General features: G+C 39.3%; 24 protein-coding genes. 7 read left to right on the plus strand and 17 right to left on the minus strand.

What is annotated here, in order from left to right:
- Positions 1 to 61: 61 nt before the first annotated feature.
- The 5 genes from MKY20_RS22260 to MKY20_RS22280 all read right to left on the minus strand — a co-directional run bounded on the left by MKY20_RS22260 (position 62) and on the right by MKY20_RS22280 (position 5,193).
- Positions 62 to 1,300 (minus strand): hypothetical protein, encoded by a 1,239-nt coding sequence (locus MKY20_RS22260; RefSeq protein WP_009331024.1) that lies wholly within the window; start codon positions 1,298 to 1,300, stop codon positions 62 to 64.
- Positions 1,297 to 2,493, minus strand: coding sequence for a DUF58 domain-containing protein (locus MKY20_RS22265; RefSeq protein WP_341003021.1), 1,197 nt, complete (start codon positions 2,491 to 2,493; stop codon positions 1,297 to 1,299). The genes MKY20_RS22260 and MKY20_RS22265 overlap by 4 nt, the downstream gene beginning before the upstream one ends.
- Before the next feature lies 1 nt (position 2,494).
- Positions 2,495 to 3,433 (minus strand): AAA family ATPase, encoded by a 939-nt coding sequence (locus tag MKY20_RS22270; RefSeq protein WP_009331026.1) that lies wholly within the window; start codon positions 3,431 to 3,433, stop codon positions 2,495 to 2,497.
- Positions 3,434 to 4,106: 673 nt separating this feature from the next.
- Entirely contained in the window at positions 4,107 to 4,850 is a 744-nt protein-coding gene (locus MKY20_RS22275; RefSeq protein ID WP_009331027.1) for an SDR family oxidoreductase, read from the minus strand.
- A 148-nt stretch (positions 4,851 to 4,998) separates the two neighbouring features.
- A complete protein-coding gene (locus MKY20_RS22280; RefSeq protein ID WP_009331028.1) occupies positions 4,999 to 5,193 on the minus strand; it encodes a hypothetical protein in 195 nt (64 codons plus the stop codon).
- A gap of 275 nt (positions 5,194 to 5,468) precedes the next feature.
- Here MKY20_RS22280 and MKY20_RS22285 point away from each other — a divergent pair, with 275 nt between their 5' ends.
- A complete protein-coding gene (locus MKY20_RS22285; protein ID WP_009331029.1) occupies positions 5,469 to 5,657 on the plus strand; it encodes a YkvS family protein in 189 nt (62 codons plus the stop codon).
- Positions 5,658 to 5,857: 200 nt separating this feature from the next.
- Here the strand turns inward: MKY20_RS22285 and MKY20_RS22290 are convergent, their stop codons facing one another.
- On the minus strand, positions 5,858 to 5,968 hold the full coding sequence (locus MKY20_RS22290; RefSeq protein ID WP_019381647.1) for a DUF6254 family protein: 111 nt from the start codon (positions 5,966 to 5,968) through the stop codon (positions 5,858 to 5,860).
- Between the two features lie 252 nt (positions 5,969 to 6,220).
- Between MKY20_RS22290 and MKY20_RS22295 the strand changes: the two genes are divergently transcribed.
- Positions 6,221 to 6,832 carry a CPBP family intramembrane glutamic endopeptidase gene (locus MKY20_RS22295; RefSeq protein ID WP_019381646.1) on the plus strand — a complete coding sequence of 204 codons (612 nt, stop codon included), beginning with the start codon at positions 6,221 to 6,223 and terminating at the stop codon, positions 6,830 to 6,832.
- A 198-nt stretch (positions 6,833 to 7,030) separates the two neighbouring features.
- Complete coding sequence (locus MKY20_RS22300; RefSeq protein WP_019381645.1) at positions 7,031 to 7,714, plus strand: hypothetical protein; 684 nt, start codon at positions 7,031 to 7,033, stop codon at positions 7,712 to 7,714.
- Between the two features lie 49 nt (positions 7,715 to 7,763).
- On the opposite strand, the gene MKY20_RS22305 is transcribed toward MKY20_RS22300, so the two are convergent.
- Positions 7,764 to 8,822: a YkvI family membrane protein gene (locus tag MKY20_RS22305; RefSeq protein WP_009331032.1), complete on the minus strand. Its 1,059-nt coding sequence runs from the start codon at positions 8,820 to 8,822 to the stop codon at positions 7,764 to 7,766.
- Positions 8,823 to 9,019: 197 nt separating this feature from the next.
- On the opposite strand from MKY20_RS22305, the gene MKY20_RS22310 reads away from it, so the two are divergent.
- Positions 9,020 to 11,164 carry an ATP-dependent Clp protease ATP-binding subunit gene (locus tag MKY20_RS22310; protein WP_251175669.1) on the plus strand — a complete coding sequence of 715 codons (2,145 nt, stop codon included), beginning with the start codon at positions 9,020 to 9,022 and terminating at the stop codon, positions 11,162 to 11,164.
- Positions 11,165 to 11,215: 51 nt separating this feature from the next.
- Here the strand turns inward: MKY20_RS22310 and MKY20_RS22315 are convergent, their stop codons facing one another.
- From MKY20_RS22315 to MKY20_RS22325, 3 genes are all read right to left on the minus strand, one after another.
- Positions 11,216 to 12,910 (minus strand): M3 family oligoendopeptidase, encoded by a 1,695-nt coding sequence (locus tag MKY20_RS22315; RefSeq protein ID WP_009331037.1) that lies wholly within the window; start codon positions 12,908 to 12,910, stop codon positions 11,216 to 11,218.
- Between the two features lie 135 nt (positions 12,911 to 13,045).
- Positions 13,046 to 13,501 (minus strand): MarR family winged helix-turn-helix transcriptional regulator, encoded by a 456-nt coding sequence (locus tag MKY20_RS22320; protein WP_009331038.1) that lies wholly within the window; start codon positions 13,499 to 13,501, stop codon positions 13,046 to 13,048.
- 102 nt (positions 13,502 to 13,603) lie between these two features.
- The gene (locus tag MKY20_RS22325; protein ID WP_251175749.1) at positions 13,604 to 15,187 is read right to left on the minus strand and encodes a bifunctional metallophosphatase/5'-nucleotidase; all 1,584 of its coding nucleotides are present in this window, start codon (positions 15,185 to 15,187) and stop codon (positions 13,604 to 13,606) included.
- Between the two features lie 130 nt (positions 15,188 to 15,317).
- Here MKY20_RS22325 and MKY20_RS22330 point away from each other — a divergent pair, with 130 nt between their 5' ends.
- On the plus strand, positions 15,318 to 16,820 hold the full coding sequence (locus MKY20_RS22330; RefSeq protein WP_009331040.1) for a PAS domain-containing sensor histidine kinase: 1,503 nt from the start codon (positions 15,318 to 15,320) through the stop codon (positions 16,818 to 16,820).
- A gap of 37 nt (positions 16,821 to 16,857) precedes the next feature.
- Here the strand turns inward: MKY20_RS22330 and MKY20_RS22335 are convergent, their stop codons facing one another.
- Complete coding sequence (locus MKY20_RS22335; RefSeq protein ID WP_251175748.1) at positions 16,858 to 17,850, minus strand: phosphotransferase enzyme family protein; 993 nt, start codon at positions 17,848 to 17,850, stop codon at positions 16,858 to 16,860.
- Positions 17,851 to 17,996: 146 nt separating this feature from the next.
- On the opposite strand from MKY20_RS22335, the gene MKY20_RS22340 reads away from it, so the two are divergent.
- Together MKY20_RS22340 and MKY20_RS22345 are read left to right on the plus strand one after the other, a co-directional pair.
- The gene (locus MKY20_RS22340) at positions 17,997 to 19,232 is read left to right on the plus strand and encodes an MFS transporter (protein WP_251175747.1); all 1,236 of its coding nucleotides are present in this window, start codon (positions 17,997 to 17,999) and stop codon (positions 19,230 to 19,232) included.
- Between the two features lie 178 nt (positions 19,233 to 19,410).
- Entirely contained in the window at positions 19,411 to 19,731 is a 321-nt protein-coding gene (locus MKY20_RS22345) for a hypothetical protein (protein ID WP_009331043.1), read from the plus strand.
- A gap of 445 nt (positions 19,732 to 20,176) precedes the next feature.
- On the opposite strand, the gene MKY20_RS22350 is transcribed toward MKY20_RS22345, so the two are convergent.
- The 6 genes from MKY20_RS22350 to MKY20_RS22375 form a co-directional block, all read right to left on the minus strand.
- A complete protein-coding gene (locus MKY20_RS22350) occupies positions 20,177 to 20,461 on the minus strand; it encodes a ferredoxin family protein (RefSeq protein WP_019381639.1) in 285 nt (94 codons plus the stop codon).
- Positions 20,461 to 21,756: an FAD-dependent oxidoreductase gene (locus MKY20_RS22355; protein WP_019381638.1), complete on the minus strand. Its 1,296-nt coding sequence runs from the start codon at positions 21,754 to 21,756 to the stop codon at positions 20,461 to 20,463. The genes MKY20_RS22350 and MKY20_RS22355 overlap by 1 nt, the downstream gene beginning before the upstream one ends.
- Entirely contained in the window at positions 21,749 to 22,774 is a 1,026-nt protein-coding gene (locus MKY20_RS22360) for an electron transfer flavoprotein subunit alpha/FixB family protein (protein ID WP_251157591.1), read from the minus strand. The genes MKY20_RS22355 and MKY20_RS22360 overlap by 8 nt, the downstream gene beginning before the upstream one ends.
- A gap of 24 nt (positions 22,775 to 22,798) precedes the next feature.
- A complete protein-coding gene (locus MKY20_RS22365) occupies positions 22,799 to 23,617 on the minus strand; it encodes an electron transfer flavoprotein subunit beta/FixA family protein (protein WP_009331051.1) in 819 nt (272 codons plus the stop codon).
- A gap of 250 nt (positions 23,618 to 23,867) precedes the next feature.
- On the minus strand, positions 23,868 to 24,101 hold the full coding sequence (locus tag MKY20_RS22370) for an aspartyl-phosphate phosphatase Spo0E family protein (RefSeq protein ID WP_009331053.1): 234 nt from the start codon (positions 24,099 to 24,101) through the stop codon (positions 23,868 to 23,870).
- A 304-nt stretch (positions 24,102 to 24,405) separates the two neighbouring features.
- Positions 24,406 to 24,948: a 1,2-dihydroxy-3-keto-5-methylthiopentene dioxygenase gene (locus MKY20_RS22375; protein ID WP_009331055.1), complete on the minus strand. Its 543-nt coding sequence runs from the start codon at positions 24,946 to 24,948 to the stop codon at positions 24,406 to 24,408.
- Between the last annotated feature and the right edge of the window lie 41 nt (positions 24,949 to 24,989).

Below are 24,989 nucleotides of genomic sequence, written 5' to 3' on the forward strand. Positions count from 1 at the left end.
AATAGCTTGTATTGGTTTTAAAAAAGCCCTTTCCCATATGAGAAAAGACTATACACATTATTTATTTAGAGTTTTTCTTTGCCTGTTTCCTTTTCAAATTTTCCTTATGAATCCTTTTTATTTCTTTTTTTATTTGATCCACTGCATGTTTATATTTCTCAACGCTTTGAGTGGACATGTTATTGCTGTATCGGACTATTTCATAGGCATCTACAATCTTTTCGGGGTCCTTGAGCCCTATTCTATCAAACCATTCAGGCAAGCTTTCGGACTCTTTTCTTCCCAGGTCAAATTTAGCTGCATGTCTTTCCAGGTGAAAAATCTCTTTACGGATTTGATTTTCAGGAGCAATATGCTGAAACCTCCTTGACAGCAATGTTCCTTCATCTTCAATCTGCTGACTATAAGAGGCAAATACAGCTCCATTTTTCACGAATCTTACCTTTATAGTTTTTTTATAAATATAAATGAACAGAAAAATGATAACTATAATAAACAGGATAGATATTAAGGCAGCAGGATCTATGTATTGCCCGCTTTCCCCCAAATCAGCAGGTTCCTTGAAGAGTACATCGTTATCACGGCTTTCATTCTCAGATAAGAACTTCATATGCACTGCCCAATCCTGTTTCTCTGCCCAATTAAACAGCGGTGAAGCAATGATGGCAGCTGCAGAAGCAATTAATTTTAGGATACCAAAGAATAGGAACTTGACAGTTCCCATACCGAAGGAAACTACCATGCCAACTGCAAGAATTGAAGCAGTCAGTGACAAGAAATAAATTAAAAACCTTTTCTTTTCTTTCGCATTTGCATCCGATTCAATTATACGTTTTATAAACCCTCCAGAGATGATAAAAAACAGTTCAAATATCATTAATCCCACAATTTCTCCAGTATAAGCACCGTCCTTTATGGCCGAAAAGATAACCAGGAAAGTTCCGAAAAAAACCGTAAGCAGAATCCACCAGCCCTCAGGCCGGTTATTATGTTCATTGAAATGAACATAAGTTCTCCAAAAAACCAAAAAACTCATCAGTACTATAAAAAACCAGGAAAAAGATAGAAAATTTCCGATTACATATAATAAAGGAAGCTCTAAAAGAAAAAAAAGAACCTTCCCTTTTTCTCTAAATCTGATGAGCAGAATTATAAAGGCCATTCCTGCAGGAAAAACAAGCACAAAATATTCAGTGAGAGGAACAGCCGCTTCATTAGCCATATAAAAAGGGAATAACACTAGTGCTCCAAAAATGATTTCAATGCCAAGAAGAAAACTCACTTCAAACATTTTTTTCATTGTATTGCCACTTCCTTCGCTTTCACTTGAAGCGGCCTCAATTCGGCTTCTTCATTAAGCAGTTGCAGTTCAAATAAAAATGCTCCTTTTCGGCTGATATTAGTTATTGAGCTGGAAGCCGCTGGATTCAATTCTCCTGCATGAAGGAAATAAGGCTGACTAGTCAAATGTCTTTCATAAAAGGAAAGCATTTTTTCATAAGGGTAAATAGAATAATGATTATCTACAACAGCCAGCATTTCAAGCACCTTTTGCAGATGATCTTTTCCAGATGCAGCAGATATAAAATAAAAGGGAGTGCTGCCAGCAGTCCGGATATTTATACACATGGAAAAAGGGATATTTTCCTTAACACAAATATAGGCAATTTCTGCTGCGCTGCTGATGCGTTCTTCCAGTTGTGCAGATATTGAATGTCCAGCTGAAACATTAAGCGAAATATTCCAGCCTGTTTCCGCAGCTTTTTCAAAGACCTTTGTTTGCAAACTCTGTTTCCTCGCACTTGCCTTCCAATTGATCCGATTAAAACTATCAGATGAAACATACTGCCTTGTTCCGGCTGGCGAAAAATGATCCTCAAAAAGTGAATAGGCGGAAAGAAAAGTGCCTGGGCGGTCTGTAAAGAGTGACAGGATATTTTTAACTGGCAGACGACTTGGATAGACCAATGCATCCTGCAGCAGTTGAGCACGATATTCAAGAATGGTTTCTCCAAAACCTATAAAGTTAGGAATATATAACTCCAATTTTCTTATTTTTGAAACTCCCCTTTTCCTTGCAGAAATGGGGATTGTTATTATTTTTCTTTCATTATGATTTAATGAAAAAGGGATAGAAAGCTCAAATTTCCCCAGCCTGGGCTCCAGATTTTGATCCACCGGACAAATACAATCGTCAAATAAAATCCTTAATTCTCCTTTTAAAATGGGAAGCCCTTTATTATCAAATTCCAAAATCCATTTTGCTTCTTGTCCGGCAAACAATTTGTATCTGACCTTCGTGTTTTGCAGACTCAGCTTTTCCCCCAGGTGCTTCATATAATATGTATTGGCAGATATTATAAGCAGAAAAAGGATTGATGCCAGAAATACTTCCCATGATTTTAAATAAAAGCTTGCTATTAATAAAAATACGGAGAATACACTTGAAAGGGACAAATACCCGTCTTCAGCATGATACTTTTTCCACTCCATACTAGAGAGCACCTGACTCTACAGGAACTGGCACAGATTCCAGCACTTCTTTCAGAACCGACTCAGGGCTTTTTGTCATAGAAGCTTCAGTGGAAAGGAAAATCCTATGACCAAGCACAAATGGAACCATTTCTTTAATATCATTAGGTATCACATAGTTTCTTCCCTCCATAAGCGCTTTGCCTTGGGAAGCTTTCATTAAGGCAAGCATTCCTCTGGGACTTACCCCCAATACAATATCCGCATGTTCACGTGTCTTCCTTACAATATCCAGCAAATAAGCTTCAACAGGCTCATTTAGAATAATTTTGCCGGCATCCTTCTTTAAATTAATGATTTGATCTAAGATGAAAATGGCATTGACTTCCGAAGGAGCGGCACCGCTTCGATACATTTGAAGCATCGCCTTTTCCTCTTCCCTGCTAGGATAATCCATTTTAAGTTTCATAAAAAAACGGTCAAGCTGAGCAACAGGTAGCGGAAATGTCCCCTGCTGAGATTCAGCCGGATTCTGTGTAGCTATAACCATAAAAGGTGGGTCAAGTCTAATTGTGTGTCCATCAATGGTGACCTGGCGCTCCTCCATAACTTCGAGAAGACTTGACTGCGTTCTTGGTGCTGCACGATTAATTTCATCAGCAAGTACAACATTCGAGATAATTGGCCCAGGATGAAATTCAAATTCCTGATTTTTCGGATTGAAGAAACGTATGCCCGTGACATCACTCGGCAAAACATCCGGTGTAAATTGAATGCGTGAGAAATCCCCATTAATAGTGCGGGCAAATGCTTTGGCAAGCATTGTTTTTCCAGTTCCAGGCACACTTTCCAATAAGATATGGCCATTGAATATTAAGGAAATGGCCATCAATTCAATTTCCAGGTCTTTCCCTGATATTACTTTCCCAATTTCTGTTTTAAGCTTGTCCATATATTTCATTTTTGCCCTCCTGTTCACTTCCATGCTGCTCTCTGCGTTTTAGATTGACTGGTATAATTTTACTAAAAAATATTATTATTTACAATTATCTGATAGTTCGCCTAACAAAAAGAAAAACGCATGAATAATAAATCCAATACGCTAATTCCTGACTAATCAGCTTATAAAGTTTTCAGTTTGTTCATACGAAAATTAAAATTCCGGCAGCAGTAATAGCGGCTCCAATAGCAGTACCAGGAAGAAAGGCATTAATCTCCGTTACCAGGACCAAGGATGATTGGAAGCTCTATATAATAAAGCCAGAAATGCCACAAGTAAACCTATATGGACATGGACAGGCGTTAATAGGTATGAATGAGTACTTGACATACAATACCCAAGCAAAATTCCCACCGCAAATTAAACGGATGAAATCATAATCATAGTAATTCCCACTAGAATCACTCGCTCTAATTGTTCTAAAGCATTTAAAGGATATGAGCCTGTTCGTGTTTATAACTTATTTATCATTTTTCACAGTAAATTTACAAAGAACTCACCGCGATTTAACGAGGCTATTTTACAATGTCTTTAAGACAGGAGGCGAGAATAATGATTAACATCCTGCTATGCCTTATTTTCATTGGTGCAGTTTTTGTGCTGAATATCGTATTATTAAGAAAATAGACAGTTATTATGGTTCATAAATCATTTTCCTTGTCATGCCTCCATCTACCGTTATGTTTTCTCCTGTTATAAAATCATTTTCTGGATCGGCTAAAAATAGGCAGGTCCTTGCAATGTCCCCGGGTTTTCCAACCCTGTTGGCAAAATGCTGTTTATGATCAATCTTCCTGAGACTTTCATAATCTCCTGTTTCAATCCAGCCGGGACTTATACAATTAACTCTGATCCCTTTTTCAGCGAGCGTGCTGGCCAAAGCATGGGTGATCGCCATAATTCCTCCTTTTGATGCTGAATATGCTTCTGTATTGCTTTCAGACATTACAGCTCTCGTAGATGAGAGATTAATAATACAGGATCCTTGTTTCATCAATTTGGCAGCTTCCCTGCTGCACAGGAAGACACTTCGAAGGTTCGTATTGATCACTTCATCCCACAATTCCACAGTCAGCTCAAAAAATGAATGAAACTTTGAGATGCCAGCGTTATTTATTAGAACATCAATTGCTCCAAATGAATCATAAACCTTTGTTATAAGTCCCTTGATTTCTGCTTCATTCTTAACATCTGTTCTGATAAACATGCTTATAAGTCCATTTTTGTTCAAGCTTTCTTCTAAATTTTTCCCCTTCATCTCATCTAAGTCTGCGATGACTACATTGGCCCCGTTCGCTGCGAACGTCTCGGCAATTCCCTTGCCAATTCCGCTGGCTCCTCCGGTAACGATGACTGTTTTTCCTTTAAATTTGCTCATACCTTTTCATTCCCTTCAAACTTGCAATATTGCTTTTATACCCTGCTTGCTTATCTTTCTATTCAATTTTTCATAAAGGCTTGCAGGAAAGACACCTGAGACACTCAGGTGTCTTTCCTATGCTTTATATTTCAGTGTCATTCCTTTTTTAGCTCCGGGGCGAATCTAAATATTGATATATAACGTGTCCGCCTCTTTGGGCAACTCCGCGGAAGTGTTTAAAATCCTCCCTGTTCACTATGACACTCCGAAATGGAAGAAAGTCATCTTTTGACACATGATATTCAGAAATGATTCCATTTTTTAATTGATCGAGCACTTCCTGGATTTGTTCATGATTCATTACTCAGAACTCCTTTTATTTCTATTCTTTCCTTATCATAAATAAAGTGCTGTCAATTTTGAAGTATCTAATATTATATTTGCATACCAATCATTTTTTCTGAATATTAAATAATTTGAATGTACAAATTTTTTTTATCTGGTATAATATTACCAACCTAATGCTGTAATAAATTACCTAAGCATCAGTGGAATTGCAAAATTCTTTACGCATTTCATAATATAGTGCAAACTGTTATTACCAGCGAAAGAAATGGACAAAAGGAGAGATGCTTTTTGAAGAAAGCAGAGGTTGGCAATATTATTGAGTTTCGTGACGGATTACAGGGAATTGTAGAAAAAGTAAATGAGAATTCTGTTATTGTTGATTTAACGTATATGGATAACTACCGTGATTTGGAATTAGATCAAAGAACAGTTGTCAATCATAAAAATTATAAGGTAGTAAGAGAATCAGCAGTATAAAAGAAAAAATGAAAGCGTATTCTTTCGGAGTCTAAAAAAAGCAGCTCTCTTGCTGCTTTTTTTTATTTTTTTATTTTATCTTTGCCATTCAAGCCTTTTGATGCTTTTTGCTCCACCGTCCTCTTTTTAGTTTGCAAATTAAACAGGCGCAGCCTTGGAATTCTGCACATACGCGGCCTCCTGAATAGGAGGCCAAGATATTATTCCTTTTCCCCTGACAGTTCTTTTAAGGATTTCACTTTGCCATGAGGATGCTGATCCTGCTTTCTTACCGTCCAGGCACGCTCTTTTTCTCTTTTTGATTTCGTCATTATACATACCTCCCTTCTCATGGGTTTATGATTAGCATTTCTGCATTATTTTATCTTATCGTTTCCAAAGAAATCTTTTCCTTACTTTTTAGGATTGTTTTTTGTTAGAATAGTGTTTGGTTATTTTTAATAGATAAGAAAGTTTTTTTGCTTTGAGAACTGTCCAGCTGCAGCGCCTGCTCCCTCGAGTTCATAAGCTTGTTGGGGGTGGGCAGGGCGCTTCCGCTTTTCTTATTGAAAGGAGATTAAAAATTGAAGAGTGTTGCCGCAGATCTCCGCTTTATTGGCGGGATATTACTCGCTCATCTGCTTATGTATTTTACATTTCAGGATAAATCAATTTTTTGGTATATCTTTTCTGCCTCTTTACTGCTTCTAATCAGTTATTCCATCATAATGGAGGAAGTGGAAGACAAGGCCTCATTTGGGATATTTATTACCTATGGGGCCCTTTCAGGTTTTCTATTGTACGGTCTTTTTTGGGCCGGCTACAGTTTATTTGAAATACTCAATCTTCCCCTTGTTAATCAGGTTGAAAAACTATATGGCCGTTTTTCGCCTTCCTTTATCTGGCACTATATTGTGCTGATTTTAATCATTGTTCCAGGAGAAGAAGTCTTTTGGAGAGGGTTCGTTCAAAAGAGATTGATGAAACTTACGACTGTTAAGTTATCCATCATCCTATCGTCTCTCCTCTATTCTTCAGTTCATTTTTATTCAGGATACTGGATGCTGGCCTTTGCAGCGTTAATCGCAGGCCTCTTCTGGGGATGGCTTTACGCATGGAAAAGAAGCATTCCGCTAGTAATCGTTTCCCACCTGATTTTTGATTTATTGATGTTTGTCCTGCTCCCTTTTTATTAAAATGGCCACGTGCAGATTCAATGTTGATTAGACAATCCTTAATGGATTGTCTTTTTTTAAAGTTTTTGTTGAGTCTTGTCGATGTTTTACATAAATGGTAATGTACTAATTAATAGGAATTTATATGTAACTCTTTTATTCCACTTACGTCTAATTATGCAAAAGCGCTAGAAGTAACAACGGGAGGATGGAACATTAATGAAATTCATGGCGAAATTTATGTTAATTCTGGGTTTATTTGCTGTTATCCTGGCAGGCTGCGGCACGTCTCAGAATGATTCCGGCAATGGATCAGATCCTGGGCAAAATGAAGAAGAAACAGCTTCAGATGGACAGGATGGACAAGAGCAAACTGAAGAACAGGATCCAGCAGAAGAGGGCACTGTGGATGAAGGACAGAGCGTAATCAGAATCCTTGAACAGAACATGACTTATACGGTTGAGGGTGAAGCCAAGGAAGAGACTGCCTTCCTGAAACATAGTGATAATCAGAATTATTCTATGTACGTTCTGCCCGCCTATGAACTAACTGCCGAGGAGCCTAATAAGGATGTTTTATACCTTTCAGAAAATGATCAGGTATTCATGCGTATTGAACTTCTTCCGAATGATGCAGATTGGAACATGATCGAAGAAAACACAAAAGCACAATTAGGAGCTGTTAGCGAAAATGTGCAGACAGCTGATGCTCCTTCAGATGATTTTTACAAAGATGCTAATGTTATGAAGGCTGAAGGAAACGGCGAGAAGGTTTCAGCCTATCTAGTGAAAAACGAAGATCTTTCACTGAAGCTTACCCTATTCAATAAGGAAGAAGCTGATCATGAAGAGGCTTTCCTTCAGATGGCGAAAACCATTATGAAAGAGGAGCCGCAAAAATAATGGAGTGAATAAGAGATCCGTGCAATACGGATCTCTTTATTTAGCTTTTTTAAGCTTTCTTGCCTTTACTTCCATTATCAAATGGTTTCATCCACAGAAGAATAATAAATGTCAAACTTACATATCCGAAAACCGGATATAAATAGGAAAGCAAGGTTCCGTAATTGATCAAACTGATAAAGTAACAAACTATAAAGATAAAGCCCACAATTATAATACTCGGCACGGAAATATATTTTTTTACCTGCCTCTCGATCCCAAACACATTCCCAATAACAGAAGTGAAAATTTCACCATAGATGACAAAAACAAATATCCAATAGAAAGATGATGCCAATGTCTTCACAATTGCGGCCATTGGGATATCATAAGCCTGCAGATTTGGGAGCATCATCAGTGTCAAATGGCTGGAAAGCAGGATAAGAGTCAGTGCGGCTCCACCAAGGTATCCACCCCACTTTATTGTCCGATCATCATTTATTTCTGAAGCCACAGGCACTAAGACTGCTTGTGCTAATGTCAAATTCAGAGCCGTATATGAAAACGGAGCCACAACTGCTTTCCATCCATCTTCAGCATATGGGATAAATAGAACCTGATCTGCAAAACTAGGAAGCTTCATGCTTATGAACAATAAAATAAAGCTAAATGCAATCATCATTGGAACAACAAACGTATTCACAGCGAATAATCCGCGAATGCCCACTATCATTGTGATAATCGTTAACCCTATCGTTATGAGCAACCCTGCAGTTTTGCTGATGCCGATCTGTTCTTCAAACACTGCACCAGCTCCCGACAGCATGACGGCGCAAACGCCCAGCAGCATAAACAGCATCAATATATTAATGGCAGAACCAAAAAATCTTCCAAATAAATATTCATTCAATTCCTGATATGATGCAGCCTTTATTCGTGCAGAGATTCTCATTAATTTGGAACCGAGAAAAATAAAGATATAGCCGCTCATTATAATCCCAATTAATCCGATAAAACCAAATCGGGAAAAAAACTCCACAATCTCTCTGCCAGTGGCAAAGCCCGCTCCCACCACGGTTCCCACATAAACGGCAGCGATCTGGAAAGCTGCCCCCCAATTTGTCTTCACTTAATCTCCTCCTTCCTTTCCAATATATGTAGGCTAGTACAAACAAAGACGAGCTTTTTTGCATTATGGCTAAACTTAAGTTTTGGTTAAAAATAACAATACAAATCACTTGAAAGTCAAAGAAGGTCAAATTATAATGTGGATATTAGGTCAAATATAGTCAAAGTCAGACCAAACTATTAATGGAGGGATGCAAAATGCTTTGTCAAAAATGTCAAACAAAACAAGCAAATGTACAATTAAGACTGAATGTGAATGGAAATGAGCGTAATCTACACCTATGCCATAACTGTTATGAAAAGCAAAATAGCCTTACTTCCTTTGGGCCTGCTTTGAGCAGTTTTTCAGGTTTTGGCCAAATGCCATTAGAGGATTTCTTCAAGAAAATGGCTGCATCCCAAGGGAATGAAAACTATGCTCTAAACGAAGCACCGGGATACAGTCATGGCAACGGCGGTTTTATAGATCAATTCGGACAAAATCTTACACAGCTTGCCAAAGCTGGTTTAATCGACCCAGTCATCGGACGGGACGATGAAGTATATCGTGTGATTGAAATATTAAATAGAAGAAGCAAAAATAATCCGGTCTTAATCGGTGAACCAGGAGTAGGAAAAACAGCTATTGCCGAAGGGCTAGCCATTAAGATTGCCGAGGGAAATGCACCAAAGAAACTTCAAAATAAAGAAGTCTATTTGCTTGATGTGGTGTCTCTGGTTGCAAACACAGGCATCCGCGGCCAATTCGAGGAACGCATGAAGCAGCTGATCTCTGAGCTTCAGTCACGGAAGAACATTATTCTCTTTATAGATGAAATTCATCTTCTTGTCGGAGCAGGATCAGCTGAGGGGTCAATGGATGCAGGCAATATTCTGAAGCCAGCCCTTGCAAGAGGAGAGCTTCAAGTGGTCGGAGCAACCACTTTGAAAGAATACCGCCAAATTGAAAAAGATCCTGCACTAGAACGCAGATTCCAGCCTGTACATGTAGATGAGCCGACACCTGATGAGGCAATTAATATCCTGTTTGGACTGAAACAAAAATATGAAGACTATCATGATGTTTCTTTTACAGAAGATGCCATCAAGGCATGTGTGCAGCTGTCAAGCCGCTATATTCAGGATCGGTTCCTGCCTGACAAAGCCATTGATTTAATGGATGAAGCAGGTTCTAAAATGAATCTTCAATCAGGATATATACCTGCAGATGATATTGAAAATCAGCTGAAAGAAATCAGCAGGCAGAAAGAACTTGTATTAAATGAAGAAAAATATGAAGAGGCTGCAAAACTCCGTGAAAAGGAACTAAAACTCCAGCAGGCACTAAACGGGGACAACAAGGCAGAACGGCCAGTTATTGACGTTAGCCATATTCAGGAGATTATCGAAAAGAAAACCGGGATTCCTGTCGGCAAATTAGCAGAAGATGAACAGGAAAAAATGCAGAACCTTGAGGAAAGCCTTGCTGAAAAAGTAATCGGACAGGCAGAAGCCGTGCAAAAAGTTGCAAAGGCAATTCGCCGAAGCCGTGCAGGACTTAAATCAAAGGACCGCCCAATTGGATCATTTCTATTTGTCGGGCCAACAGGGGTCGGAAAGACTGAGTTAACCAAAACACTTGCCCAAGAGCTATTCGGCTCAAAAGAAAGCATGATAAGGCTTGATATGAGTGAATATATGGAAAAACACAGCGTATCAAAAATTATCGGTTCCCCTCCAGGATATGTGGGTCATGAAGAAGCCGGACAGCTTACTGAGAAGGTGCGCAGAAACCCGTACAGCATCATTCTGCTTGATGAGATAGAAAAAGCACATCCGGATGTACAGCACATGTTCCTTCAAATTCTGGAGGATGGACGCCTGACAGATAGCCAAGGCCGCACTGTCAGCTTTAAAGATACAGTCATTATCATGACCAGCAATGCAGGAGCTGGGCAAAAGGAAATCCATGTTGGATTTGGCACAGCTGACGCCGTCATGGAGTCAAACATTCTTGAATCACTCGGCAGCTTCTTTAAGCCTGAATTCCTGAACCGTTTTGATAGCATTATTGAATTTAAAGCTTTGGAAAAAGAGCATTTATTGAAAATTGTCGACTTAATGCTCAATGACCTTCAGGAAACATTAAATGAGCAGGATATAGAATTGACTGTTACCCAGGAAGCCAAGGAGAAATTAGCAGCAGAAGGATATCATCCTGCTTTTGGCGCACGGCCATTAAGAAGGATCATCCAGGATGAACTTGAAGACAAGATTGCTGATTTCATCATTGATCATGGCGGAAATAGCCAATTACAGGCCAATCTCGAAGACGAAGCAATTGTTATTAAACCCATCCGCTAAAAAGAACGAAAAGAGCCGGAATTAAATAACTTCCGGCTCTTTTTTATTTGTTTATAAACTTTTATCATCCACTGAATTCAGCCAATTCTCAATTTCCCCGATAACTGACTCGACACATCCCTCTTCAAAAGGAGAAATCAACCCAGCTTCTTTTACCAGTCCGGTAAAAGGTTTGCTGCCGCCAAGCTGGCACAGTTTCAAATAATCTTTCCATGCTGCTTCCTGATTCTCCCGGGACCGTTTCCAGAATTGGAATGCACAGATCTGTGCCAATGTATAATCGATATAATAGAAAGGTGAATTGTAGATATGGCCCTGCCGCTGCCAGAATCCGCCGTTCTCCAAATACTCATTGCCATCATAATCTTTATGCGGCAAGTATTTCTTCTCAATTTCTCTCCAAGCCTGTTTTCTTTCCTGAGGTGATGCATCCGGGTTTTCATATACCCAATGCTGGAATTCATCAACTGATACGCCATAAGGCAAGAATAGCAGTCCTCCACTCAAATGGGAAAACTTGTATTTCTCAGTATCATCTTTAAAGAAGCCCTCCATCCATGGCCATGTGAAAAATTCCATACTCATGGAATGAATTTCTGCAGCTTCATAAGTTGGCCAGTTATATTCAGGTATCTCATAATGACTGCTTGAATACACCTGGAATGCATGGCCTGCTTCATGAGTAAGAACATCAATATCTCCTGACGTTCCATTGAAGTTTGAGAAAATGAATGGGGATTTATAGTTCTCAATATAAGTGCAATAGCCGCCCCCTGCTTTTCCCTTTTTGGCCACCAGGTCCATAAGATTATTTTCTCTCATATAAGAGAAAAATTCACTGGTTTCTCTGGAAAGCTCATCATACATTTTTTGTCCGTTTTCAATAATCCATTCAGGATTGCCTTTGGGTACAGCATTTCCTGTTTTAAATTCAAATCCTTCATCGTAAAATTTCAGCTTGTCAACGCCAATCCTCTCTCTTTGCCGTTCCTTTAGCCTTGTGGCGATTGGGACGATGAAATCCTTCACCTGCTTGCGGAAATTTGCAACCATTTCGGCGTTATAATCAGTTCGATACATACGGAAATAAGCCAGTTCAACAAAATTCGAATATCCAAGTTTATGGGCAATCTCTGTTCTAACCTTGACAAGCTCATCATAAATACGGTCCAGCTCTTTCTCATTATCTGCCAGGAAACCAAAGCGTGCCTCGCTTGCTTTTTTGCGCATTTCCCGATCTGTAGATTCAGTAAATGGCTCCAATTGGGCAAGAGTGCGTTCTTCACCTTCAAAATGAATTTTGGCTGAAGCAATTAACTTAGTATACTCTGATGAGAGCTTATTTTCTTTTTGCAAAAGCGGAACAATCTCTGGCGAGAACACCTTCAATTGGGCTTCCGCAAGTGCAAAAAGCTGATTCCCCCATTTTTCTTCGAGCTCTGCCCTGAACCTGGAATTAACCAAAGCCTGATAATACTTTGTAACAAACCCTTCTACTTCAGGCTGAATCTCATCCATATAATCCTGCTCTGCTTTGTAAAATTCATCATTCGTATCGACTGAATGACGGATATAACAAAGGTTGAACATAGTGCCGACATCATTGCGAATATCATTAATTTCTTTCATAGCTTGATTTTGCTGGTCTGCAGAAGCTGCGTTTTCAAATTTCTCAAGCGCTGCTTCGAATTTCCCCTGTACTGTATCAAGATCCGGACGAACGTATGTATAGTCTTCAAATCTCACATTATTGCCCCCTCGTGTATATGTAAATCGATTTTAATTAAACCACTAAACTATTTCGACAATATTTGGTTAATTCCTCCCCTGAACATATCTATAAAGCACAAAATAAAAAACAGCCGGTCAAGGCTGTTTTAGTTATTGTAAGCTATTTTTATCATTGGAGATAGATAGTCCAAGCTTCTTTAATAACTCAATGGCTGTTCCTTTTTCTTCTGGAGTAAGCTCGGACATTAAAGAATGGATATGCTTTTCATGGTCAGGGAATATGTTTTCGATAAAGTCTTTACCCTTATCTGTTATTTGCGCAAAGGTAACTCTTCTGTCATTAGGGCATGCGACCCTTTTCAACAAGCCTTTCTGCTCAAGCTTGTCCACTACATAAGTGATGCTTCCGCTGGCCAATAGTATTTTCCCGCCGATTTGCTGCAAAGGCTGGTCACCCTTATGGTATAGCAGTTCCAGAACAGCAAATTCAGTTGGATTCACTCCATATGTTTGTATTAGTTTATTTACATTTTCATTTATTGCCCTATAAGCCCTGGACAGGACAATAAACAATTTCAACGATTGGTCAATTTGTTCAGACCCCATTTTATCCAATCCCTTTTCCTTTTAATTAGTAGCGTATACATAAATTCAATTCTCAATCATTATAGAAAACAGGAAGAAAGCTGTCAATTTAACACATCCGGATCATTTGCCCGAAACAACCTCCCAATTGTGATTAAGAGTTGGAATTACCTTTTTCTTTTCCAAAAAATAGTCTGCAATCAATTCGGTCATATCGGTTAAAATCTCTTTCACCACTGGCTTATCCTTGAACATGTTGTAGCCTCCCCCGCCTGCAGCGCGGTAATTGTTCATTACTACATGATACTCTTCATCTTCCCTGATTGGATGCCCTTTATACAAAACCTTTGTAATCCGGCTGCCCTTTTGTCGTGAAACATCTATTTTATACTCAATACCTTCCCACATATCGTAATTATAATGCTGTGGCTTTGGATTTGAAAAATCAGGATTCACTATAATTTTTCCGTCACTGTTCAATTCAAAATAAGCTGCAGACCGCTCCAATGCATCTTTAATGTCCTTTCCTGCAACTCTGAGGACACATAATGAATTTGGATAAATATAGTTAGAAACAATTTCTCTCATCGTTACTTTAGACTTGAATCCTGGTGCCCCCTCATGAAATAAGGCAGTGCAGGAAATATCAGCACCTGAGGCTTCCATCTGCACTTTATTAATAAATTCAATCAGCGGATGCTCCCCTGTACGTGCCTCAAATATATCATCAATCAGCATATCACCATCAATTTCACCGATCTCCGTATCCAGCCATTTCTGGGTTTTGGATTCATAATACCCAGCCAGCTGCAGAACCTCATTATCAGACGGTATTCCGTCGGGATAGATTAACGCAGAGTGTTTATCATCAATCAGCCAATCATTATGTTTCTTTCTGAATTTAACGGTGACCTTTGCAAGCGCTTGACCATTAAATCCCGGCTGAACAACAGCCACACCATTTACTTGTTCTCCTTCAATAAAACGGTGCTGATGCCCGGTAATCAGAACATCGATTCCAGGAACTTCTGTACAGATCCGGTATGCTTCATTTTCTCCTGTTTGTTCTTCCGTCTCTTCACCAGTTCTGATATCCTTTTCAAAGCCGCCATGATAAGAGACAATAATCACATCCGGCTTTTCTTCCTCCTGAATATATGAAACCCACCTTTTTAAGCTGATCACCGCAGATTCAAAAACAAGATGTTCAATATGCTGCCTTTTCTCCCAATTGGGAATATACTGGGTTGTAACACCTATAACTGCTGCTTTCAAGCCATTTGGGAAGGATTTTATTTTATAGGGAAGCCCGAAATACGTTTCTTTTGTTGAATTAAATAATATATTGGCTGACAGCCATGGGAAATTGGATTCACTGACAGCTCTTGCAAGTGTGTTCTTTCCATAGTTGAATTCATGGTTTCCGATTACAGCTGCATCGTATTCAAGTTCATTTAATATTTGAATCATGGGATTTTTTTGGTTATTTAAGTATCTGGAATAATAATAAGTTAGAGGAGTTCCCTGGATCAGATCCCCGTTATCAATAAGTATAGAGATCTCAGATTGTTCCTTTTCTTTCTTTATTATTGCTGCAAGCTTGCCCAGCCCATGACCAGCATGCTCACCAGTTCCATAATAATATGGATAAACATGTCCATGGACATCACTTGTAGCCAAAACCGTGAGAAAAACTTCTGATTTCATCAAACCCCTCCTTACATATAAAATATCATTCCTTTGTTAGAAATAAACCTCTTTTAACACAAAATGGTATAATATTGATAATGTCAGTTAGATATGAATAAATTAACCTAATTATGCTGGAGTTAACCTGATGAAAAGTAGAAAACGAAATTTACTACTATATTTAATCGCAGTAATTATTCCCACTTTGGCCGGCAGCATCTTTTTCTTTATGGATTCTGTTAAACAAAATGATGAGGAAAGGCTGGAAGAAGCAAAATGGATTGGCTCCATACACCAAAGAAGCTGGGACCAGTTTATTTCCGAAACTGTGACCACACTTGATATGTTATCACTGACTGCTGGAAGTGCTGACACTCCCTCTGATAAACTGGAGCCTCTGCTCCAAAAAGCCAATCAGCTGGATCCGCGATATGGCGGAATTTACCTTCTTAATCCCAGCGGAAAGGTTCTTACAGGGTCCAATCAATTCTTAGCGAACTCCGATTTATCTAATAAGAAATATCTTAAAGAGGTTTCGCGCACGAAAGATATTGTAATCTCTAACTCCCCTGAAACACTAACCAATGGGCAAACAGTCGTTGGGATAGGAAAACCCGTGTTCAATGACAATGGAGATGTAATCTCTATTATTGTGGCACATATGAGGGTGGATTACGTACAAAATATCATGAGACTTCTTACTCCAGAAGCAAGACTTTCTGTCCTTAATTCTGAAAGGGAAACGATTATGGATATCAACATGAATGGTGACTCATCATTTTCCAGCCAGAATAGCATCTCAATTCCAATTGACAGGCTTCCCTGGAGTGTAAAAGTAGAATTGCCGCCAAGAGATATGCTGGCAATTGTCAAAGATGCTTTTAAGGCTATCCTTGTATTAATGATTATAAGCCATATTCTATTTCTCTTTATTAAGTATTTAAGGCTTAAAAAGCAGAATGAAGAGGAAAAAAAGGAAAATGAGCTCCAAAAACTGGAACTGGTGGGTACTCTGGCTGCCAGCACAGCCCATGAAATCAGGAACCCTTTAACAGGAATAAAAGGTCTTATACAGCTATTAAGTGAAAAATATACGAATACACATGACCAGTATTACTTTTCAGTTATAAATGATGAGATCAGCAGAATTAATGAAATTGTAAGTGAATTTTTAATTCTGGGTAAACCTGCAGCTCAAAAGATGGAAACCCTGGATTTGAGAAACATCATAAAGGAATTGGAACCGTTGATATTCTCCGAAGCCAATTTACACAATGTCACTTTTGAATCTGCTATTTCAGATGAACCTGTCATGGTCGAATGTACGAAAGACCAGATGAAACAGGTTATCCTGAATTTAACGAAAAACGCTTTTGAATCGATGGAGGGCGGAGGAAAGCTGACAATTAAACTAAATAAAATGCATTCTAAGTGTCAGCTTAAAATTGCGGACACAGGTTCAGGCATCTCTGAAGATGAAATTGAAAAGATTTTCCATCCATTCTACACTTCAAAGGAAACGGGCACGGGCCTTGGCCTCGTAGTCTGCAGGCGCATTCTGCATTCTTTCGGCGGTGAAATTTTTATTACAAGCAAAGAAACTAAAGGAACGCATGTAGATATTTTTCTGCCCATCAAAAACGACGCATAAAAGAAGGAAGGTGCTCGCTCGGAGGCACCTTCTTTTTTTAACTCACATAGATTGGAGCATTTCTTTCAATTCTTTTCTTGATCGTCTCCATCATAAATAATAGCTGCGAATTCCTTTCCTCAGGTGCGATTTTTTTATGCAGGACAGAATAAAGTGTGATATCTCTCAGTCTCAGAAATAAGGGCAGCTGCCTTCCCAAATCTTCGGGAATTTCATTTTCCAGCCGATAGCCATCCAAAAAGGAGTCAAGGAATTGCTTGCCGAATATTTCCATTTCCGCTTGATCTGCCTCTTTAAACTTATATAAAAGTGAGTAATACAGCGGTATGGCTATATCTGATGCAAACCAATGATAGCAGCAGTCATCGAAATCAAATACTTGTATATCTTTCCCATTATAAAAGAAGTTTCCGGAATGGAGATCAGTATGAATAAGGCCATAATTGTTTATATGTTTTGGCAAATTTTGAAGCAGATTCAACAAATCTTCTGTATGCTTAATGACCAATTGATCCTCTTCAGGTATATATTTCTCAACTTTAAGCAATTCTTCGTCATCCCATTGCATCCGCGGTACAATTCCAGCTGATGGCATATATGATTTAGTGGCTGCATGCATTTTCCCTACCGCACTTCCCCACGCATGAAATAACTCCTTATTGAATTCCGGTGCCCGAACACTTATTGGTTTTCCCTCTGCTTTTGAAAACAGGCAGGCGTAAAAGGCAGAATCGTCCCCAGCTGTTAACCGCTCAACCAAATTCCCATTCTGTGATGGAAAAACTTCTGGAACCTTTAAACTCTTCGATATCAGATAACTCATCCAGTCTGCTTCTGATAAAAGCTCCTCAAGCATGCGGTGAGATGAGTGGGTAATCCTCAAAATATATGCTTTTTCATCTTTATAAACCTCATAAACATAGTTTTCAAAGTCACCCAGCTTTTTATAATTTCCTATATTTAAAGAATAGATTCTAAGGAAATTAGTGAGAATATCGTCCGTCATTAAAGCATCAACTGCTTTTTCCATTGGCTTCCCTGCCCTCTTATTTAATCTGAATAATGTAAATTATATAATATTTAATAGATTTCCAAAATAACTATTTTGAAAGGCTAATGAATAAGGTAAACTATATTTAGTTTTACGAAATGTTCAGTGAAAAAGGAGACTATACCATGAGTACTACCGCTGCTTCAGTCAGTTCAAGATATGAGCCACATCAAAAAACGGCCTATCGGATCTTATTCATTATTGGCCTTTGCCACCTATTAAATGACTCTATTCAATCTGTCATTCCAGCCATGTTTCCCATTTTAGAAAAATCTATGGGGCTTTCATACTCACAGCTGGGTATGATTGCCTTTTCACTTAATATCGTGTCTTCAATCATGCAGCCGGTTGTTGGAATGGCCACTGATAAAAAGCCGTTCCCTTTCGCCTTGCCAATCGGTCTGACTTCAACTTTATTTGGCATATTAGGATTGGCTTTTGCCCCGGATTATAAATGGATTATTATATCAGTATTGTTCATTGGTCTCGGTTCAGCTGTATTCCACCCGGAAGGATCTAGGGTGGCTTATATGGCAGCTGGCCAGCGCAGAGGTCTGGCCCAATCAATCTATCAGGTAGGGGGAAACACTGGACAGGCACTTGCTCCTATCATTACGGCCCTTATTCTTGTTCCGCTAGGTCAAATGGGTGCTGCCTGGTTTACTGCAGTTGCTGCTATTGCAGTCGGGCTGCTGATTTATATAGCGTTTTGGTATACTGGACGCCTTCAGGAGGAATTGATTGCCGGCAGAGCAAAAAAACAAGCTGGTGGCCATAATAATAAAAGGATATCAAAAAAAATATGGAGTGCACTGATCCTGGTTCTCTTTTTGATATTTGCCCGTTCATGGTATATTTCGGGTATGACAAATTTCTATGCCTTTTATGCAATAGAAAAATACTCTTTCTCCATTAGTCAGGCACAGCTCTTCTTATTTGCATTTTTAGTATCAGGTGCATTGGGCACATTTTTTGGCGGGCCGCTCGCAGATCGGTTTGGAAAGAAAAGAATTATTTTTCTGTCCATGATCCTGACTGTTCCGCTATCCGCCATGATCCCTTTCGTTCCATCTCCTATTGCATTTATAATGCTGGTGGCAAGCGGATTCATATTGATGTCAAGCTTTTCGGTGACGGTAGTATACGCTCAGGAATTAGTTCCCGGCAAAATCGGCACTATGGCGGGACTTACAGTGGGTCTGGCTTTTGGTATGGGGGCAATAGGCTCAATCGCTCTGGGCTATATAGCGGACACCGTTGGTCTGGTAAATATGATCATATTTACCGGTTTTCTTCCCGTACTGGGGTTGCTGACATTATTACTCCCACCGGATGAAACTGTTTCAGAATGGAATAAATAGGTAAGGAGGAGGGGGCGTCCCTCCTTTTTATAAAGGATATAGATTATTTTTATTAAAATTTTCTAAAAATTTTAATAATTGTGTGCAATCTTCTTCTTTTTTGCCATATAATAAAGGTAAGATATTAGCTCTCTTTGGCGCAGCTAAATACCCTGTAAAATGTTAGGAGGGATTAAATATGCATCTGCCAAACTACTTTGATTTTTATCAAAAATGCCTTATTCCTGCAAATGGAGCTGATACATTCCTTCCGGCCGGGCAAACCCATTGGCTAATTGCTCTGGAAGGACAGCTTAAGGAACAGGAAAAAGAATATTACCTCTGGAAAGTAACCTTATATCCATCCAATTCAGAAGGAAGTTTTATATGGAATAAGGCGCTTTATTCTTCATCTCTGTACGAATGCATCCATAAAGCTTTTGAACATGCTAAAGAACTTGAAGCCAATGTAAAGGACTCCCAGTTCAATTTTTTAAAGAGACAAGAGAAAATCAGCTAACCTCAAAATCCATTCCCCTATGCGTTACTCTTTTTTTACCCTCGAATGTGAAATAACATACATATAGGTAATTTCTACTTTTAAACAAAATCCCAAAAAAGTGAATTCTTAATTCAGATCAAAAAAAGAGCCTAGACTTCTCTAAGCTCTCCAGATTATAGGGGGTCAACTATAATAGTCCGACCACATTTAGTTTAACAAATCCTGCCTAAAAAATTAAGATACTAAAGTACTATTACTTAAAAGCTTTAACGCGGTAATTTATAATAAAAAAAACAGAATGATATGTATGCTGCAGGATTAATAGTTTTGATATATGTTGTTAACAATTTGTTAATATTTCTTAACTATAATATAAATGTACCGAAAGATAAAACCTTTTTCATTACCCCCCTTTTCAAACCGGCCAAATGCGGCCGGTTTTTGTATGAAATAGGGGTTAACTTTATGCAAGTCTGAATACTATACCATGGCCGCCTTTTGGGTATTCCCATTTAATATTCTGATATGGGCATCCAATCCTGCAGCTGCCGCACTCATGGCATCCTTCATAACCCACCTGCATTCTCAATCCTTCCCACTTATACACCTCAGCCGGGCAGAAAATAGTGCATATTTTATCGGGGCATTTTGTCATACAGATATCATGATCCAATACGGTAAGATGTGATTTGGTGTCTGCCTTAAAACGAACTAAATATTGCTTTTCTTCGATCGTTTTCGTTGACATTATTTCACCGCCTTCCATGCCCTGTACATGTCTTGAAGCACACGAATGGTCCCGCGTTCACTGGTAAAGCTCTTCATAATTTCTTTTTGCTTTTCTTTCTTAGGAGTTCCATCAACTGTAAAAAATTTGCTCGCTGCCCTGTTAAGCATCGGAACATATTCTTTAAAATACTGAGGGTAGTGTTCAAACGTGTGAGTTGCATCTTTATATTTTTCCAGGTCTTTTATAATAAAGCTTTGATAAAGTGTTTCCCTGTACTGATTCAAGCTTGTTTCGCTGAAGTCACCCCGTTTTTTGGCATCAATGATGGTTTCTGCAGCCATTGTTCCGGAAGCCATTGCCATATTGGAGCCTTCGCGGTGTATGGCATTAACCAGCTGTGCAGCATCACCTGCAAGAAGGACACCATCCCCAGCCACTTTAGGCACTGAATGGTAGCCCCCTTCAGGAATCAAGTGAGCCAGATACTCGGCAGATTCTCCTCCTTCTATTAAGGGTCTTACCATAGGGTGTGTTTTTAAATAATCCAGCAGGTCATAAGGCTTAAGCTTCGCCTTAATCATACTTGACAGCGTGGTTCCCACACCAATATTAATACTATCTTTATTGGTGTAAATAAAGGCAGTTCCCAGATTGCCTTTCGTGGAGTCCCCGAATATTTCAATCGTACAGCCCTGGTTGTCTTCCAGGTTAAAGCGGTCATTAATTTTGTCTTTAGAAAGATTAATGACTTCCATTACCGTCAGTGCCACTTCATCAGGGCGAAATTCTTTATGGTAGCCCAGCTGTTTTGCCAGCAGTGAATTTACACCATCTGCCAAAACCACTACATCTGCATATACCTCCCCATCCGGCCGGTCAGTTCTTACACCAACCACTTTTCCATTTTCAGTCAGGCACTCAAGTACGACTGTTTCATTTATTAATAGAACGCCCTGTTCAACCCCTTTTTTTGCAAACCATTGGTCAAATGGCGCCCGGAGTACTGTAAAATTATTATATGGTTCCTTCCCCCACTCAAGACCTTTATAGCCAAAACTCACTGTCGATTCTTTATCCATCATCCAAAACCGCTGCTCTACGACAGGCCGCTCCAGCGGTGCTTCTTTCCAAAACTCTGGAATGATTTCCTCCATTTGCTTACGGTATAAAACTCCACCCATTACATTTTTGCTGCCGGGATATTCTCCTCTTTCAATTTGAAGGACTTTTAGACCGTTTTTGGCGCATGTGTAAGCACAGGAAGTTCCTGCAGGCCCTGCCCCCACCACGATGACATCAAACTTTTCAGACATAACTCATTTCACCCCCTCTTTCCCTTGCTTCCTTTAACTCTTTAATCAGCTTCGGCACAATTTCAAGTGCATCACCCACGATTCCGTAGGTTGCTACATCAAATATAGGTGCGTCTGGATCCTTGTTAATCGCAATAATGAACTCTGAATTCTTCATGCCTACGACATGCTGGATTGCCCCTGAAATCCCAATAGCAAAATAGACCTTTGGGGTAATGGTTTCTCCGGTCTGCCCTACCTGCTGTTCATGCGGCAGCCATCCTGCCTCCACTACATCCCTTGTGCCCCCTACAGTTGCTCCAATTGCATCAGCCAGGTCATGGATCAGCTGGAAATTCTGAAAATCCCCCATTCCTTTTCCGCCCGCAACAACAACATGCGCATCTGCTAAATTCACTTTTTTTGTGACATCTTTCACAATTTTAATTACCTTTGTGCGCATATCATCTTCACTTAGGGTAATCGCTTCTTCTATAACCTCGCCCTGTCTATCTGGATCTGGCTCCAAGGCTTTCATAACCTTAGGACGGACAGTAGCCATCTGCGGCCGGTGCTTTTTACAAAGGATGGTTGCCATTATATTTCCCCCAAACGCCGGGCGGCTAGCTTCAAGCAGCCTTTTATCCACTTCGACATCCAGCATGGTTGTATCAGCAGTCAATCCAGTGCTAAGATCTGTAGCAACAGCACTGGCCAAATCTTTACCATTGGAAGTGGCCCCATAGAGAAATATCTCAGGTTTATACTTTTCTGCAAGATTGATTACTGCCTTCATATAAGACTCCGTCCGATAATCTTTCATCACTTCATGGTCAATAACATATACCTGATCAGCTCCATAAGCGATCACTTCCTGGCATAAAGACTTTATTTCATATCCAAGCAGAACACCGGAAAGAGGCACATCCAGCTTATCTGCCAGCTTTCTGCCTGCACCGAGCAATTCAAGGGAAACCCCTTCTATTTTCCCATCATTTTGTTCTATGAATACCCACACTCCCCGGTACTCATCCATCATGTAAATCCCCCCTAATTATTCCCATTATCGGCTTACAAACAGCTCTTTCTTATCATTAAGCAGCTCCATCAGCTGCTTAACCTGTTCTTCCGCATTCCCTTCAAGCCTCTTTCCGCCTTCCGGCTTGGGAGGAGTAAACATTTTTCCCACTATCGTAGGAGACCCTTTCAACCCGAGCTGTGTACGATCTACTTCCTCAAGATCATTTACAGACCAGATAACCGGCTCATACCTGGCAGCTTTTATCATGTTTGGCATAGGGGAGTATTCTATGCTATTAATCTCTTTTTCAACGGTCAGCAGGCAAGGGACTTGAGCTTGTATTAATTCATATCCGTTTGTAATTTTCCTTTTGATCAGTATCGTTTTTTCACCTTCATTAAGTTCGGATACCTCTATAACATTTGTAACAGGCGGAATATCCAGCCTTCTTGCTATTCCTGGTCCCACCTGGCCGGTATCTCCATCAATGGCATGTTTTCCGCATATGATTAAATCCACAGGCATATCTTTTGAAATACGCTCCAATGCTTTAGACAGAGCATAGCTTGTTGCCAGTGTATCTGCGCCGGCAAATGCACGGTCTGAGATTAAAAAGCCGCGGTCTGCTCCTATTTCGATGCTTTTCTTAATAACAGCAACAGCCTGTGGAGGTCCCATGGATAAAACCGAAATGGTGCCTTTTCCTATGGTCTTTGTTATTTTCACTGCTTCCTGTACTGCATGGGCATCATAAGGATTTAAAATGGCAGGTGCACTGCGCCGGTCAAGAGTGTTGGTTTTGGGATTGATTTTAATAATTTTTGTATCAGGCACTTGCTTGACACACACTACTATGTGCATTTTTTACTTTCCCCCCTCTAAACTTAAAGCTTCTATAAGTATAGTTCGCTTTAAGAGATAGATAAAAAAGCTTTGTATTACGATATGATTCTCGATACATGCATAGTACTGCTATGAAGAATTAATAAGAATTGTGCAGTTCATTACTAAGAAAAGCGAGAACTGGCGCCAACTAAAAAAAAGAATCCTCAACGGATCCTTTTTTTTCTTCCCTATTATATGTTCAATCTATGTGCTTGGAATTTTAAAATTATACAACAGCTTTCTTCCATAAGAGAATCATTTCCCGGAAGGAAATCCTCATTCTTTTCTTTTGTTCCTTCTCTCTTTTAACGACGCATTGATATTCAAAAATTAATTGATCAAGTTCCTGGCTGCAGCGAACCGTTTCCTGGCTCGCCATTCCATTTTTCTTGGCCGTTTCTATCATTGTTTCCCTTTTTTGCTGAATTTCAGTCAGCAGCTGTATTCTTTTATAGCGCAACTTTCTTCCTCCTACTCCTATCCCTTTATCCGATATAAATGTGTCTACTTGAAGCATTATTACAAGAATTTCTATAAATGTAAATAGATTCGCAATATTAGACAATCTTTTTCCGAATTTATTTTTATCGACATCAATTTCAATTCGCCCTCATGGGGTTTCGACACATTCTGCTAAATTTATTATGTGGCATCAACGGGATTTGATAAAAAAATCGCAAGACCATAATATGTTAAAAAAATATCCAATTGTTATAGCAGGAAAATAAAAACCCAATGCCGGGGGCAATGGGTGGGTCATTAAATTATTGATGAACTTCCTTTTTTTCATAAATTGGCACCCATCCTTCTGCGGTAACAAAAATCCGGATGGCTACTACTTTTCGATCCTCCTGAAGAGTAAAATAATGACGGATGTTTTCGGGTACGGATATTAAATCGCCAGGATTCAGGAATACTTCAAAGAACTCTCCATCTTTTCCTTGTATAATAAAGACTCCATGACCGCTGACAATAAATCTCACCTCATCATCTGTATGATGATGCTCCTGCTGGAAATTCTGAAGAAGCTGTTCTAAATTCGGCGTATTCTCTGAAAGGGAAATTACATCCTGTGCCTTATATCCTCTTCGATCAGAAATATCCTTAATTTCTTCAGCAAATGCAGCCAGAATTTCTTGTTTCTCATCATCGGAAAGTAAATATTTTTCCTGCAGATTTTCAGGCAATTTATCTATTGCCCATTGCTCATAGATAACCTCCTGCTTTTCCAGAAAAGCAGCAACCTCTTCCTGATTCCTAATTTCTTTTTTTGAATTTTTCAGTACGATATATGCCAATCTAATCATTCCTCTCTATTATAATTTTTTTCTCGCATGATTTAATAACA

Origin of the sequence: Cytobacillus sp. FSL W8-0315, from assembly GCF_038002905.1 — a bacterium.
Taxonomy (GTDB): Bacteria; Bacillota; Bacilli; order Bacillales; family Cytobacillaceae; genus Cytobacillus; species Cytobacillus pseudoceanisediminis.

Excerpts from the sequence above, each read along its gene's own strand:
- MKY20_RS22260 (WP_009331024.1), bottom strand. The coding sequence starts at position 1,300 with ATGAAAAAAATGTTTGAAGTGAGTTTTCTTCTTGGCATTGAAATCATT.
- MKY20_RS22265 (WP_341003021.1), bottom strand. The coding sequence starts at position 2,493 with ATGGAGTGGAAAAAGTATCATGCTGAAGACGGGTATTTGTCCCTTTCA.
- MKY20_RS22270 (WP_009331026.1), bottom strand. The coding sequence starts at position 3,433 with ATGAAATATATGGACAAGCTTAAAACAGAAATTGGGAAAGTAATATCA.
- MKY20_RS22275 (WP_009331027.1), bottom strand. The coding sequence starts at position 4,850 with ATGAGCAAATTTAAAGGAAAAACAGTCATCGTTACCGGAGGAGCCAGC.
- MKY20_RS22280 (WP_009331028.1), bottom strand. The coding sequence starts at position 5,193 with ATGAATCATGAACAAATCCAGGAAGTGCTCGATCAATTAAAAAATGGA.
- MKY20_RS22290 (WP_019381647.1), bottom strand. The coding sequence starts at position 5,968 with ATGACGAAATCAAAAAGAGAAAAAGAGCGTGCCTGGACGGTAAGAAAG.
- MKY20_RS22300 (WP_019381645.1), top strand. The coding sequence starts at position 7,031 with ATGAAATTCATGGCGAAATTTATGTTAATTCTGGGTTTATTTGCTGTT.
- MKY20_RS22310 (WP_251175669.1), top strand. The coding sequence starts at position 9,020 with ATGCTTTGTCAAAAATGTCAAACAAAACAAGCAAATGTACAATTAAGA.
- MKY20_RS22320 (WP_009331038.1), bottom strand. The coding sequence starts at position 13,501 with ATGGGGTCTGAACAAATTGACCAATCGTTGAAATTGTTTATTGTCCTG.
- MKY20_RS22325 (WP_251175749.1), bottom strand. The coding sequence starts at position 15,187 with ATGAAATCAGAAGTTTTTCTCACGGTTTTGGCTACAAGTGATGTCCAT.
- MKY20_RS22330 (WP_009331040.1), top strand. The coding sequence starts at position 15,318 with ATGAAAAGTAGAAAACGAAATTTACTACTATATTTAATCGCAGTAATT.
- MKY20_RS22335 (WP_251175748.1), bottom strand. The coding sequence starts at position 17,850 with ATGGAAAAAGCAGTTGATGCTTTAATGACGGACGATATTCTCACTAAT.
- MKY20_RS22340 (WP_251175747.1), top strand. The coding sequence starts at position 17,997 with ATGAGTACTACCGCTGCTTCAGTCAGTTCAAGATATGAGCCACATCAA.
- MKY20_RS22345 (WP_009331043.1), top strand. The coding sequence starts at position 19,411 with ATGCATCTGCCAAACTACTTTGATTTTTATCAAAAATGCCTTATTCCT.
- MKY20_RS22350 (WP_019381639.1), bottom strand. The coding sequence starts at position 20,461 with ATGTCAACGAAAACGATCGAAGAAAAGCAATATTTAGTTCGTTTTAAG.
- MKY20_RS22355 (WP_019381638.1), bottom strand. The coding sequence starts at position 21,756 with ATGTCTGAAAAGTTTGATGTCATCGTGGTGGGGGCAGGGCCTGCAGGA.
- MKY20_RS22360 (WP_251157591.1), bottom strand. The coding sequence starts at position 22,774 with ATGATGGATGAGTACCGGGGAGTGTGGGTATTCATAGAACAAAATGAT.
- MKY20_RS22365 (WP_009331051.1), bottom strand. The coding sequence starts at position 23,617 with ATGCACATAGTAGTGTGTGTCAAGCAAGTGCCTGATACAAAAATTATT.
- MKY20_RS22375 (WP_009331055.1), bottom strand. The coding sequence starts at position 24,948 with ATGATTAGATTGGCATATATCGTACTGAAAAATTCAAAAAAAGAAATT.